At 65.7% G+C, this 14,152-nt stretch carries 9 protein-coding genes and 1 pseudogene; 5 read left to right on the forward strand and 5 right to left on the reverse strand.

The window, feature by feature from the left end:
* The 3 genes and pseudogenes from POM99_RS11420 to fghA all read left to right on the forward strand — a co-directional run.
* Positions 1 to 193 (forward strand): annotated as a pseudogene (locus tag POM99_RS11420) (S-(hydroxymethyl)glutathione dehydrogenase); the annotation flags it as partial.
* A gap of 22 nt (positions 194 to 215) precedes the next feature.
* The gene (locus tag POM99_RS11425) at positions 216 to 614 is read left to right on the forward strand and encodes a VOC family protein (RefSeq protein ID WP_277277872.1); all 399 of its coding nucleotides are present in this window, start codon (positions 216 to 218) and stop codon (positions 612 to 614) included.
* 11 nt (positions 615 to 625) lie between these two features.
* A complete protein-coding gene (gene fghA, locus POM99_RS11430) occupies positions 626 to 1,459 on the forward strand; it encodes an S-formylglutathione hydrolase (protein WP_277277874.1) in 834 nt (277 codons plus the stop codon).
* Between the two features lie 107 nt (positions 1,460 to 1,566).
* Here fghA and glpD read toward each other — a convergent pair whose 3' ends face one another.
* A complete protein-coding gene (glpD, locus tag POM99_RS11435; RefSeq protein WP_277277876.1) occupies positions 1,567 to 3,081 on the reverse strand; it encodes a glycerol-3-phosphate dehydrogenase in 1,515 nt (504 codons plus the stop codon).
* Positions 3,082 to 3,249: 168 nt separating this feature from the next.
* Here glpD and glpK point away from each other — a divergent pair, with 168 nt between their 5' ends.
* Positions 3,250 to 4,746 (forward strand): glycerol kinase GlpK, encoded by a 1,497-nt coding sequence (gene glpK, locus POM99_RS11440; RefSeq protein ID WP_277277878.1) that lies wholly within the window; start codon positions 3,250 to 3,252, stop codon positions 4,744 to 4,746.
* Between the two features lie 37 nt (positions 4,747 to 4,783).
* Here the strand turns inward: glpK and POM99_RS11445 are convergent, their stop codons facing one another.
* Both POM99_RS11445 and POM99_RS11450 read right to left on the reverse strand, forming a co-directional pair.
* Positions 4,784 to 6,529: a nucleotidyl cyclase domain-containing protein gene (locus tag POM99_RS11445; protein WP_277277880.1), complete on the reverse strand. Its 1,746-nt coding sequence runs from the start codon at positions 6,527 to 6,529 to the stop codon at positions 4,784 to 4,786.
* Complete coding sequence (locus POM99_RS11450; RefSeq protein ID WP_277277882.1) at positions 6,526 to 8,571, reverse strand: tetratricopeptide repeat protein; 2,046 nt, start codon at positions 8,569 to 8,571, stop codon at positions 6,526 to 6,528. Before POM99_RS11450 ends, POM99_RS11445 begins: the two co-directional genes overlap by 4 nt.
* An 83-nt stretch (positions 8,572 to 8,654) precedes the next feature.
* Between POM99_RS11450 and POM99_RS11455 the strand changes: the two genes are divergently transcribed.
* Entirely contained in the window at positions 8,655 to 11,135 is a 2,481-nt protein-coding gene (locus tag POM99_RS11455; RefSeq protein WP_277277884.1) for a pre-peptidase C-terminal domain-containing protein, read from the forward strand.
* On the opposite strand, the gene POM99_RS11460 is transcribed toward POM99_RS11455, so the two are convergent.
* Positions 11,136 to 13,508 carry a protein kinase domain-containing protein gene (locus tag POM99_RS11460; RefSeq protein ID WP_277277886.1) on the reverse strand — a complete coding sequence of 791 codons (2,373 nt, stop codon included), beginning with the start codon at positions 13,506 to 13,508 and terminating at the stop codon, positions 11,136 to 11,138.
* Positions 13,509 to 13,518: 10 nt separating this feature from the next.
* The gene (locus POM99_RS11465; RefSeq protein WP_277277888.1) at positions 13,519 to 14,076 is read right to left on the reverse strand and encodes an ECF-type sigma factor; all 558 of its coding nucleotides are present in this window, start codon (positions 14,074 to 14,076) and stop codon (positions 13,519 to 13,521) included.
* Positions 14,077 to 14,152 lie beyond the last annotated feature (76 nt).

Here is a 14,152-nt window from a genome sequence, read left to right on the forward strand (position 1 = left end):
CCGCAACTGGCGCGGCACCGCCTTCGGCGGCGCCAAGGGCCGCACCGACGTGCCCAAGATCGTCGACATGTACATGACCGGCAAGATCGAGATCGATCCCATGATCACCCACGTCATGGGCCTGGAAGAGATCAACACCGCCTTCGACCTGATGCACGCCGGAAAGTCCATCCGCAGCGTCATCGTCTTCTGATCATTCAAAAGGGAGTAACATGATGGCTGATCCAGTGATTTCGGGCGACGATGTGTTTTCGCATGCCTGTCTGGGGGCGAAGGATCTTGCAACGTCGACGGCCTTTTACGACGCTGCTCTGGCTCCGCTCGGTATCAAGAACATGGGGCCGTTCGGGGATTCTGCTGTGCTTTACGGCAAGACCAAGCCGGCGTTCCTGGTGCTGAAGCCTGGCAACGGCGATGCGCCTTCTGGCAACGGCGTGACCCTTGGTTTTGCCGCTTCCTCGCCGGCCGACGTGGATGCATTCCACGCTGCCGGTCTTGCAGCCGGTGGGACCTGCGAAGGTGCTCCGGGTGCCCGCGGCCACCTGCCCGGCGCCTATGCGGCTTACCTGCGCGATCCGGCCGGCAACAAGGTCTGCTCGTACACCTTCGTCTGAGGCCGCAGCATATGGAACAGGTCAGCTCCAACAAGAGCCACTTTGGTACGCAAGGGGTCTATACCCATCAGTCGGCAGAGACGGGCACGGCAATGACTTTCTCGGTGTTTGTGCCCGACCACGCCGAATCTGCAACGATGCCAGTGCTCTGGTACCTTTCGGGGCTGACCTGCACCCATGCGAATGTCACGGAAAAGGGCGAGTTCCGCGCTGCCTGCGCTGAACACGGGATCATACTGATTGCCCCTGACACCAGCCCCCGAGGGGACGATGTCCCTGATGACGAGGCCTACGATTTCGGCAAGGGGGCCGGCTTCTACGTGGATGCAACCCGGTCACCATGGGCAGCCAACTTTCGCATGCGCTCCTACATTGAACGCGAACTGCCAGCCCTCATCGCCGAAGAGTTTCCGGTTGACATGGGGCGCCAGGGCATCACGGGCCATTCAATGGGCGGGCACGGGGCATTGACCATTGCCTTGCGCAACCCTGGACGGTTTCGCTCGGTCAGCGCCTTTGCCCCGATTGTCAGTCCTTTGAACTGCCCCTGGGGTGAGAAGGCGCTTGCGGGTTATCTGGGGGCCGATCGCATGGCCTGGCGCGAATACGATGCGTGCGCCCTGCTCGAAGATGGTGCGCGCCTGCCGGATCTGCTGGTTGACCAGGGCGGGGCTGACACCTTCCTCGATGAACAGCTCAAGACCTCATTGCTGCAGGAAGCCTGCAGCAAAGCCGGCCAACCAGCAATGATCCGGATGCAGCCCGGTTATGACCACTCCTATTACTTCATCTCCACCTTCATGGCCCAGCACATTGCCTGGCACGCAACGCGGCTGAAAGATTGATGCGATCAATCTGAAGGAGCTCCGGCAGGCCTCACGCTGCGCCGGGCCTGCCAGAGGCTTCACCTTCCGCAAAGGTGGAGCCTGCATGAGCTGGACAGCGCCGGTAGTCAGCCAATGGGAAAAGCCAATTGGCGATCGATGTAGTTGGCCAAGGCGTGCGGGTCAGCGCCATGAAGACCCAGCTTGCTGCGCCGCCACAGCACGTCTTCGGCGCTGCGTGCCATCTCGTGGGCGACAAGGTAGTCAACCTCTGCGGCAAACAGGTCACCGCCAAAATTCTCGCCGAGATCATGCACAGTGCCAGCCCTGCCCAGCAGATCAGTCGTGCGGGACCCATAGGCGCGCGCGAGACGGTGGAGCAGGCTTTTCGGCAGGGCGGGATAGTCTGACTGCAGGCGGCGTGTGAAAGCGGCAAAGTCCCCACCCGGAATGTCGCCGCCGGGCAGTGCGGCCCCCCCGGTCCAGGCACCACTGGCCAGCGGGAAGAACGGCGCCAGTTTTTCCAGCGCATGTTCCGCCAGCTTGCGGAACGTGGTGATCTTGCCACCGAACACGCTGAGCATGGGCGCGACCCCATCGGCGGTGTCGATATCCAGCACATAATCGCGTGTGATGGCCGAGGCGCTGGCGGCGTGATCATCATAGAGCGGGCGGATGCCGGCATAGCTCCACACCACATCAGCCGGAGTGATCTGCTGCTGGAAATACGCGCAGATCGTGGCGCACAGGTACTCGGTTTCGTGCGGCGAGATCTCCGCCTTGCCCGGTGCCCCGGTCCACGGCTCGTCCGTGGTGCCGACCAAGGTGAAATCGCGCTCGTAGGGAATGGCGAAGACCACGCGCTTGTCCGCGTTCTGCAGCAGGAAGGCGTGATCGCCTGGGTAGAGCCGGGGCACAACGATGTGGCTGCCCTTGACCAGCCGCACGCCGCGATCCTGCCGCGCGCCGGCCGTCCGTTGCAGCACGTCTTCCACCCATGGGCCCGCTGCATTGACCAGACAGCGCGCGCGCACCGTGCGCCGGCCTTGGGCGTCCTCCAGTTCCGCCTGCCAGGCGGCGCCTTCGCGCCGTGCCGATACCAGCCGGGTGCGGGTGGCGACGGTTGCCCCCCGCGCGGCGGCATCCATGGCGTTGAGCACCACCAGCCGGCTGTCCTCAACCCAGCAGTCGGAATAGACGAAGGCCTTGCGCGCATCGCGCTTCAGCCCTGCGCCGAAGGCCGAGCTATGCAGGTTCACCGTCTGCGTGGCGGGCAGGATCTTGCGCCCGCCGATGTGGTCGTAGAGGAACAGGCCGAGCCGCACCATCCACGCCGGGCGCGGTGAATTGAGCTGCGGCAGCACAAAGCGCAGTGGCCAGATGATGTGTGGTGCCATGCCCAGCAGCCGCTCCCGCTCGATCAACGATTCACGCACCAGCCGGAACTCGCCGTATTCCAGGTAGCGCAGCCCGCCGTGGATCAGTTTGGTGCTGGCGGATGAAGTGTGGCTGGCAAGGTCTTCCTGCTCCACCAACATCACCGAAAGCCCGCGCCCCGCCGCATCGCGGGCGATCCCCGCGCCGTTGATCCCGCCGCCGACGATCAACAGGTCGAATTCTGGCGGGTCGACGGGGGAAGGCATGTTTGTGTGGTTCCTGCTTCGCTGCCGGCTTCATGCTGGCGCAAAAGAACCGGCGAAGCCAATGACAAATGAGACGAATGCAAAGCCGAATGCCTGTACGAGATGGGCCAACCCGGCTTGCAGCCAACACGGTTCCGGGCAAGAAGCGGGACGCGAGGAGGATCTGCCATGACCCAGGCGACACATCTGCTGGCGATCGACCAGGGCACGACATCCACGCGTGCCATCGTGTTCAACGGTCAAGCGCGGCCGGTGGCGACCGCGCAGGCGGAATTCGCGCAGCATTACCCGCAGCCGGGCTGGGTGGAGCATGATCCTGAGGACATCTGGCGCGATGTTCTCGGCACCGCGCGTGAAGCGCTGGCCAAGGCGGGCCTTTCCGCCCGGCAGGTGGCCGCCATCGGCATAACCAACCAGCGCGAGACGGCGGTGATCTGGGACCGCGCCACCGGAGAGCCGATCCACCGTGCCATCGTCTGGCAGGATCGCCGCACCGCCGATGTGTGCCAGGCTCTGAAATCCGATGGAGCCGAACCGCTGGTCGGCGCGCGGACCGGGCTGCTGATCGATCCCTATTTTTCCGGCACCAAAGTGGCGTGGATGCTGGACCATGTGCCCGGCGCGCGGGCGCGGGCGGAGCGAGGCGAGCTGGCCTTCGGCACGATCGACAGCTTTCTGCTCTGGCGTTTCACCGGGGGAAGGGTTCACGCCACCGATGTGACCAACGCCGGGCGCACCATGCTTTATGACATTCACCGTCAGTGCTGGGACGAAGACCTTTGCCGCCTGCTGCGCGTGCCGCTGCAGATCCTGCCGCAGGTGCATGACAACGCGCACGAATTCGGCACGACCGCGCCCGGCCTGTTCGATGCGCCGATCCCGATCGCCGGCATGGCGGGCGACCAGCAGGCGGCGCTGTTCGGGCAGGCCTGCTTCGGCGCGGGCGAAGCCAAGTCCACCTATGGTACCGGCTGCTTCATGCTGCTCAACACGGGTGAGACCGCCTTCACCTCGCACAACCGCCTGCTCACCACCCCGGCCTATCGCCTCGGCGGCCGGATGACCTATGCGCTGGAGGGTTCGATCTTCGTTGCGGGCGCGGCGGTGAAATGGCTGCGCGACGGCATCGGCGTGATCACCCATGCGCGTGATACCGATGACATGGCGACCCAGGTGCCCGACAGCCACGGGGTTTACATGGTGCCCGCCTTTGCCGGGCTCGGCGCGCCGCATTGGGATCCGGATGCGCGCGGCGCGATCTTTGGCCTCACGCTCGGCAGCACCCAGGCGCACCTGGCGCGCGCCGCTCTGGAAGCGGTGGGATACCAGACGCTGGACCTTGCCCGCACCATGGAGGCCGATGGCGCACGCTATCCCGCGGCTTTGCGTGTGGATGGCGGCATGGCGGCCAACGACTGGCTGTGCCAGTTCCTGGCGGACCTGCTGGAAACCACGGTGGAGCGCCCTGCGCATCTCGAAACGACCGCGTTGGGGGCGGCGTTCTTCGCCGGACTGGCGACTGGGGTGTGGTCGGGCCTGGACGACCTGGCCGCGACCTGGACCTGCAGCCGCCGCTTCGTGCCCGTGATGGATGCGGCAAAGCGACAGGGGCTGGTTGCAGGCTGGCACGATGCGGTGTCGCGCACCCTGTCACGGCCAGCCTAGCACCGTGCGGCGCTGGTTCCGGCAATCGACGCCGGCATCAGCCCGCCACCCGTTCCAGCCGGTAGATCCGTTCCGTGCCGTGGTTCTTGGCCAGCGCAATCCGGCCGACATAGCGGCAGGCGAAGCGATCTGGCGCGTTTAGCGCCACGGCGGCGGCCATAGGCTCGGTAAGCCAAACCTGCGCTGGTGGAGTGACCGGCTCTACGCGGGCGGCGCGGCTCACCTCGCTGCCATAGTAGTTGGCGGCGTTCGTGACCGGGTCTTCCACTTCATAGACTGCGCCGAAATGCGCGGCGATGCGCATGCCGCCGCCAGCCGGCAGGCCCAGTTCCGCAAGATCCAGCGCGGCCATGGCCTCGCTCAGGCTGACCAGCGCCTCGGCGGCGGTCGTCACCTCGTCGAAGGAAAGATAGAGCGCATCACCCCAGGTGTTGCGTGAAGTTATGCGGCTGCTGAAGGGCGCCAGCACATCGGCGCAACGCCCCATTACCCCGCGCCAGAATGCGGGCACGGAGGCTTCGGGCAGGCCTGAAAAACCCTTGAAGTCGGTAAACACCATGATCCGCAGGGCGCGTGGCGCATCGGCTTGGGGCGGTGCGGGAAAGGCGCTGGCGGCATTGGGGCGCGGAAGCCCCGCGCCATCGATGATCACGCTGCGCCCGCCGCTCGCCTTCCAGCGCGCGACGTCGGCGCCGGTGCCGGCGACCCCGTGCGAGGGCACGCCATCCCAAACTGCCAGCTGCACCGCCTCGCTGCCCACCTGCGCCGCGCGCAGGCGGGCAAGGCCCATGGCGACTTCGCTGCCAAAGGCGAACTGGTTTGGGTCCACCACATAGCGCATGGCGGAGGCGGCATAGGTCCGGCTGGCCGCGTCTCGGCAGCGCCTGTAGCGGTCAAGCCACTCCGCACCTGCGGGAAGGACCGAGGCGGCAATGAAGTCGTCCTCGTCGAACGGAAGCACGGCGTGCAGTTCCACGCCTGCGGCAAGGCAGGCTTCGGCAATGACAATGTCGGCCCCGCTGGCAAGCGCGCCAAAGGCCCATCCGATGCCTTCCCGCGCGATCGCATCGGCCGACTCCTGCGCAATACGGGCTTCCGCTGCGGGATCGATCCGGAACATGTGGCCGCAGAAATGCGCGGTGCGCGGTGGGCGGATGGCGGAAAGGTCCACCGTCACCCCCTGCTTCGCCGCCAGCGCTGAAAGCTGGCGGTACGTGGAGGCCCGGGCAGTCACGCTCGACCCGGCCAAGTCGGGCGCGGCCCGCAATGCATCTTCGGCCTCGGTCACGCGACCCAGAAGCAATAGGGCCTCCGCCCGCGTGGCCTGTGCCCAGTAATCGGGTCTTGCCACAGGTTGCAGGGCGGCGAGGGCGCGCTGCGCATAGTCAGCGGCGCGGGCCGGATCGCCGGCAAGCGCCGCAGTGGCGGCGGCGTTTATGGGCGCATAGAAATCGTCCGGTCCGCCGATGGCGGCAGCGTAGGCCTCGCTTGCCTCCGCAAAGCGCGCTGGTTGATCGGCGGGCGCTGCGGCAAAGGCTGCGTCCTTCAGGATGCGCCCTTCCAACGCGCGGCTGTCCACATCGCCCCGTTCGGCGATTCCGGCTGCGCGATAGCGGCGCAGTGCGTTGCGCCAATCACCAAGGCCGGCCAGCGCGCGCACTTCAAAATACGCAAGATCGCGGTCTTCGGGCTCGCCCTCGGCGGTGGCGAGGTCATAGGCCGCGATCAGGTCTCCCCGCGCCAGCGCACCGCGCGCATCCTGCAATCGGGCTGTCGTTGTCATCGCGCTGCTCCGGTCAGGCGGCTGCGTGCGGCGGCGCCGATCATCGTGTTTGCTGCCCAGCGCTTTTCAAGTGAGGGCAGGCTCTTTCTTACGAGCGCCATCCCCTCCGGCCTGCGTCCTCCAGCGATCAGGCAGCCGCCCCGCACATTCTCCACCCAGGCAACGCGCCAGGCGGTGTCGGCATGATCGCGGGCCACGGCCTTGGCAGCCTCTGAGGTCAGGGCCAGTCCTTCTGCGGTGTGGCCCATGCGGCACCACAAGGCTGCGCGGTCGGTCAGCACGGGGCCGAGCATCGGGTGATCGACCTTGCGGGCAATGCCGGCCGCCCGGCCGAACAGTGCATCGGCCTCTGCCATGCGGCCCTGCGCAGCGCGGACTAGGGCGAGGTTGGAAGTGAAATAGACAAGATCGTCGGCTTCCTTGCCACGCTGGCGCTCCACCAGGATGATCGCGCGTTCGAGCAAAGGCGCGGCCTCATCGAAACGGCGCTGGTCGATCAGCATGCGGGCAAGGTTGTTGAGCGTTATGCCGAGATCGGGGTGCATCGGCCCAAGCACGCGCTCATCGCGAGCCAGGTTGCCGCGATAGAGCGCTTCGGCGCCTTTCAGGTCGCCCTCGGCATAGGCCACGTTGGCCAGCATGTTGCGGTTGTCGGTCACGCTTGGGCTGTTCGGGCCTTCCACTTCGGTACGGATTGCGAGGGCTTCGGTCACCAGCCTGCGCGCCTCAGCATGGCGACCGGCATAGAACGCGTTGTAGCCAAGCCCTTCAAGATCGCGCGCCGCGTCGGCGCGACCTTCCTCTTTCAGCGCGCGGTCGATGGCCAGCGCCTCTCGCATCAGATCGTCACCCCTGGCTTCCTCGCCATCACCCGACAGCGCCTGCCCCAGGCTGAAAAGGACGTGCGACCGCATGGACGGGGTAACCCCGGGGTGGTTCAACAGCGTGCTGGCCCGACGGAAGTTCTCGATCGCCAGCGCGGTCTGGCCAAGTTGCGCCTGCGTTTCGGCCAGCGTGGTCCATTGCCGGACATGAACGTCGGGCTGGCCATGGGGCAGCTTCAGCGTACCCGCCACGATGGCATAGCCGCGATCATACAGCCCCAGCGCGTTGTAGACTTCGGCCAGCGTCACGCCGAGGTCGGCCTTGGCCGCAGGCTCCTTGTCCAGCCCGGTTTCCATCATGCGTGCACCACGGTCCACCACCTCGCGCGCGGTGATCTTGTCGCCTTCACCCTGGGCCACGGATGGATCGGAAACGCGGAACATGCCTTTCACGAAGCCGAGCGTGCGTTCGGCGGTCATGGTCCGGGCCTCTGCGATGCGGCGGGCCTCTTCGGCCTGCTGCCGCGCGATGACAGCGGCAATGGCAAGGCCGGTGGTCACCGCAAAGCCGAGGGTCGAAGCTGCCGCGACAATCGCAAGGCGGCGATGCCGGCGCTGCGCCTCGCGCTGGCGCAGTTCGTCATAGGGTACGCCAAGCAGCGCGGCGAGGACCTTCAGCCGCGCACCTTCGCGCCCGTCCTGCCCGGGGCGGGCATCGGCGGCCAGCGGTTCGCCCTCTGCGCCTTCGAGGATCGCTGGGGGGATGCAGTTGCGCGCAGGATCGGGCGAAAGTGGTTCGCCATCCACCACGATAAGCCGGATGCGATCGCGCCGCCCCATGGCCACGAAGGTGCGGATTTCCTCGTTCACCCAGCGCGAGGCGGCCGAGTTTGGCGAACAGATCACGATCAGGAAGGCGGATTGCTCCAGCCCCTCTCGCACAGCGGCGGCAAGGTCAGATGATGAGGCGAGCTCGTCGCGATCGCGGAAGAACGGGGGCAAGCGCTTCTGCAGCAGACCAAGGGGAGAATCGCGCCCGCGGAGGCGCTTGGGCACGACATAGCGTTCCAGCGCGCGGTGCAGGCGAATGGCCTCGCGCTTGTCCCTGTGGTTATAGCTTATGAAGGCGCTGTATTTCAGTGCTTGGCCCCCTGCATCCTTCCGGCATCCCCCGATGCTCGAACTGTTCCGGAATGACGCCCTTATGCGAAAAGGCACAGTCCGGATTGGCTAGTCGTGTTACGCGAAACATGAAAGAATTCAATCGAACAGCGGATTCGGTTGGTTAACGGGGACTTTCGGTGGGCAGAAGCAGGCGCGCGGCGATCGACCAGGATGGCAGCTGGATCTACCGGACGTACTACGAGGCAGCGCTGCCCGCAGACGCCACGATTTCTCACGATGCGGACTATGTCGTTGTTTCGCCAGGCGGCGGCGATGACTCTGACTATCCCGGTATTTCCACACCGTTCTACAGCGACCTGCACACCAGCACCCAGGATCTTGTGTTGTGGGGCAATGGCGTCGTCTCGCTGGGGGCGGTGACGCAGGAGCAGATCGATTTCATGAGTGCAGCCGATGGCAGCACTGACATGAACCTGTTTCCGGGGCGATACATCGCGGTCGGCTTCATTGGCACGGCGGATGAAATATTCCTCGGTATCAAGTCCGACCATACCGAGATCTATTTCACCAACACATTCACCGGCTCCAACGTGGCCGAGATTTACATATATGCCGATCATATCGAGGTGCGCGGGGCATTGACCACGGGCGGCCTTGATCTGGGCACCGGGGCCGTGATTTCGAATACCGCCGGTGGCACGCTCATCTATGACCTGCGCGATCTGATAGTGGTGAACGGCACGAGCGGTGCCGACGCCATCGCCGGCACCGACGCGCCGCAGACGATCAATGCGGGCGGTGGCGACGATATCGTCACCGGCGCGCTCGGCCCGCTCAAGGTTTTCGGCGGGGACGGCAACGATACGATAACCGGTTCGGGCCGGGCCGATGTGATCATTGGCGGCGCAGGGAATGACACGATCACCATTGGTGCGAACGATTTCATCGATGCTGGGACCGGCAATGATACCATCAAGGTTGTGGCGGGGCCGGCAGGCAGTCCGGGGACGACGATAGTCGGCGGGACAGGGTTCGATACACTCGTTCTCGATTTCAGCCGGCAGATTCCCGGTTTCTCCTTCATCCTGCCATCGCCAGGCGATCGCACGATTGCCAGTCCATCGATCAGTTACAGCGGTATTGAAGCCTTCCAGATCAGCGGTTCGATCTACAACGACTCGCTCCGCGGCAACAGCGGCAACGATGTGCTGAAGGGCGGGCTGGGCGCAGACACGCTGGTTGGCGGAGCGGGCGACGATATTCTGGATGCAGGAACAGGCCCGCGCCAGTCGCGCGAGCCTGTGGTTACCGCTGGCGGCTTCGATTTCGGGACTGCCGTTTCGCTCGATGGCAAGTTCACCCAAGGGCCCAACGGGACGCTCCCGTTCGTGCAGATCGACCAACTGACCGACGGCAGTGATCACTTCAACACCGACGACTACTTTGCGTTCACCGCTACGGAGGGATCATTCCTTTCGGTTGAACTGAACCAGTTTTTCGGAGGGACGGAGATCGCGTCCTATTCGCTCACGCTCTATGATAGCCAAGGCAACGTGATCGCCACCGACAATTCGGGCTTCAGCCTGTTTCCCTCGCTCGAACTCACCAACCTCGACGCCGGCACCTATTACCTGGAGATCGGCTCAACCAACAACTTCAACGGTCCTTCGCAGTTCGAGACCACGGTCACGCTGTCCAATGGCATTGTGCCGGTGCGCCACGATGTGCTGAAGGGCGGTACCGGCAATGACACCTATTTTGTCTATGCGAGCGACGACATCATCACCGAAAAGGCCGGTGAAGGTTTCGACCGGGTGATCAGCGATGTCGCCTGGCGGCTGGGCTCCAATCTTGAGGACCTGACGCTTTCAGGCATCGCCGCCATCAATGGCACCGGTAATACGCTGGACAACGTGCTCACCGGCAATTCGGCTGCCAACGTGCTCAAGGGGTTCGATGGGGCGGATACTCTGGACGGACTTGGCGGGGCCGACGTCATGCTTGGTGGCACGGGCGACGACACCTACATCGTCGACAGCAGCAGCGACCGCGTGCGCGAATTGGCGGCAGAGGGGAACGATACGGTTCGTGCCTCGGCCAGCTTCACCCTGTCCGACAATATCGAGAAGCTGGCGCTCACCGGCACGTCGGCCATCAACGGCTCCGGCAACGCGCTGGGCAACACCATGTCAGGCAACAATGCGGCGAACACCCTGAGCGGCAACGACGGCACCGACGTGCTGAACGGCGCCGGCGGCAATGATACCCTGCGCGGCGGAACCGGGTCTGACCGGCTTGACGGCGGGGAGGGGATAGACCTGCTGCAGGGCGGCACAGGTGGTGACCTGTTCATCTTCACCTCGGCCGGCGTGGCGGGATCAAGCAAGGCCACGCCCGAGCGCATCCTGGACTTCAAAAGCGCCGAAGGCGACCATATCGATCTGCGCGGCATCGACGCCAACACCGGGGCGGCAGGCGACCAGGCCTTCACCTTCATCGGCGGTGCGGCTTTCGGCAACCACGCCGGGGAACTGCGCGCGGTGGTCGGCGCAACCAGCACCTTCGTGTATGGCGACACCAACGGCGATGGCGTGGCCGACTTTGCGATCCGCCTGGATGGTGCGCCCGTGATGGTTGCGGGGGACTTCCTGCTCTGATCAGCGTGGGCAATTGCGGGCGATGCGCTTTTCCACCTCGCGCAGGTTGGTGGCGCGATCGAAAGCGGTGAGCATGCCCTTGCGTGAAAGCTCGGCATAGAGCGCGGCGGTTTCCCCGTCGGCGGCGCAGGCGGCATCCCTGCGTCCCGCATGGTCCAGCGCCTCGCCGATCAGGGTGTGGTCATAGGCCAGGTCGCGCGCCCGCTCGGGCGAAGGTGATTGCCGCAGCAGCCGCGCATCATCGGCCCGCACCGCCGCGAATTGCGCCAACGCCGGCCCGATCTCACCCGCACGGGCCAAGACCTGTGCCTGCGCGTTGCGGATCACGCGCAACCGGCGGACCGCCTCGGCATCTTCCACATCGCGCGCCACAGCCGCATCGGCCGCCGCGCGCGCGCGCGCCAGCCCCGCGCGTGCCTCTGTCAGGTTTCCCAGTTCCAGATGCGTGCTCGCCAGATCGTGCCAGGCTATGGTCCGTGAACTCAGCAGCTTGCCCTGCGGCACGCCAGCATGGGCAAAATCTTCCACCATGGCCGCACGTTCGGCATAGAACGGCAGCGCCGCCTTCGCTCCTTCGGTCTGGTAGATGCTTTCCGCCCGATACCCCGCAAAGCGAAAGCGCATGAGCGCTTCATCGGCCGATTGGGGAGCGCCGATCAGCGCAAGGCCCGCTTCGCCGTTGCGCCGCTCGGTTGCGAAGTCACCCTGCCATGATGCCAGTTCGGCAATGGCCTGCATCCGGGCCAACTGCATGGTGCGTGTTGGATTGCTGAGCGTGGCATAGATGGAAACGCCGCGCGCGGTCGCCAGTTCTGCACCCTTTTGATCGCCCAGCTTCCACAGATCGAGCCAGGCCCTGTCAAAGTGAACGCGCGCCAGCAGTTCTCGCGCCTCGACTTGCTGCAACGGAGCCAGAAGCGTCCGCGCGCGATCAAGGTTGCGCGCCGCCTGCTGTGGCTGGGCAAGGTTCGGGCTGCCCGCGCGCGCCTGAAACCGGGCGAGGCGCAGCAGTCCGTCTGCCGCCTCGATGCGAACGGGATCGGTCGCGTGCGGACTTTCGGCCAGCCGCTCGAGATAGACCTGCGCCACCGCTGCCGTCTCGGCCTGGACGCGCAGCGATCCGGGTATCGTCTCCAGGCGCGGCAGCACGCGCTCGATCAACGCCCGTGCGACTGCGCGGGCGTCGGCAAACCGGGCATCAGCCTCCGTCCGCTCTGCTTCGGCACGCAGGTAGAAAACGGTCGACGTCGCAGCAGCCCCGGCCAGCGCCACGAACAGCGCCGTGGCCACGGCAAGGCCAGCGGCATGACGGCGCATGAACAGCCGGCTGTGATAGGTCCAGCCTGCACCGCTCAAAGCAGCGAGCGGGAGTTGCTGGTCGAGCCGGCGCAGGTCTTCGATCAGCGCGGTCACGTCTGGATAGCGATGCTCCGGTGCGATGGCCAGCGCGCGGCGGGCAATGGCGCCAAGGTCACCTTCCAGCCAGCCGCACGGCAGCATCGTGCCCGTCTCGCGCGGCAGGTCCCCCACCGGAGACCTGCCCGCCATGATTTCCGCAAAGAGCATGCCCAGCGAAAACACATCGCCGGAAACGGTCGGTGCTGCACCGCCTGCGCGTTCCGGCGCGGCATAGGCGCGGGTCAGTGGGCTTGGTTCGGTGGAAAGGCTGCGCGCACCCGCTGTCTCGGCATCCAGATCGTCGATCAGCCGCGCGATGCCGAAATCCAGCAGGTGCACCTGTCCATCCCGATCCAGCATCACGTTGCTGGGCTTGATATCGGCATGCACCACCAGCGCGCGGTGGGCGTGGGCAACCGCCTCGCACACCGTGCGAAAGGCCGCCATCCGCTCGCTTCGGCTGGCATTTTTTGCTTCGAGGCCCTGCGTGATCGGCAGCCCATCCACAAAATCCATCGCCAGCCAGGGATGGTCGACATGCTCTCCGCCATCGACGATGCGGACAATCGCGGGGTGGCTCAGCCGGGCGAGGATCCGGCGTTCTTCCGCAAACCTCAGCCGGGCCGCATCGCTGGCGATATCGCGCCGGATCAGCTTGATGGCCACATCCTGCCGAAACAGGCCATCGGCGCGTTCGGCACGCACCACCGTGCCCATGCCCCCACGCGCGATCTGCCCGGTTACCCGCCACGCTCCGATGCGTTCCGCAATCACATCGTCCAGCGCAAAGGCGCGCACGAAGCTCTCGGTAAAGGGGAACTCCGCTTCGGTGCTCTCCATCGCCAGAAGCTGCTCCACCCGCGCCCGCAGGGCTTCGTCGCTGCCACAGGCCTGCGCCACCTTGTGCGCGCGCACGGCGGGGTCCGGCTCGCCGAGCGCCATCTCCACGATTTCCAGGGCCCGGGCATCCGTCATCGGCCAGGCGTCACGGATCGCGCAGTTCGGCCGCCAGCCACAGGCGCGCGGCTTTCCATCGGCGCTTCACCGTGCTTTCGGATTCGTCCCACAGCGCCGCCACTTCCGGCACCGAAAGGCCGACGAAGAAGCGCAGTTCCACCAGCGCGGCCAGATCGGGCGATGCCTGTTCCAGCCGGGTGAGGGCGGCATCCAGCGCCTCCACATCGTAAGCGGGCTCGCCCGGCCCGCCGGCAATGGTCATGGCATCGGGCACCTGTCGCTTGCGCGACCGACGCTGGCGAATGGCGTCGATCATCGCCTGACGCAGGATGCGTGCGCCCGTGGCAAATACATGGCGCTGGTCCGCCCATTCAATGCGGTCCAGCTTCAGCACGCGCAGGGCCGCCTCGTTCACCAGTTCGGTTGGCTGCATGGTGAGGAACGCGGCCTCGCGCCGCAGCAGGCGCGCCGCTGCCTGTCGCAGCTCGTCGTACACCGCCGCAAGCATCGCATCGCGCGTCACGGGGGGCTGCGCCCCTGTGCTGTCGCCGCGGGTCTTGTCCGCGTTCCCGCCGCTGCCCGGCATCGCCCGTCCCCTTTCCTGTGATGCAGGATAGGGGCAGGCTCGCCCGATTGGCAACGGTGATGGCCACGGCCCGGCC

Source organism: Novosphingobium cyanobacteriorum (genome assembly GCF_029436685.1).
GTDB lineage: Bacteria > Pseudomonadota > Alphaproteobacteria > Sphingomonadales > Sphingomonadaceae > Novosphingobium > Novosphingobium cyanobacteriorum.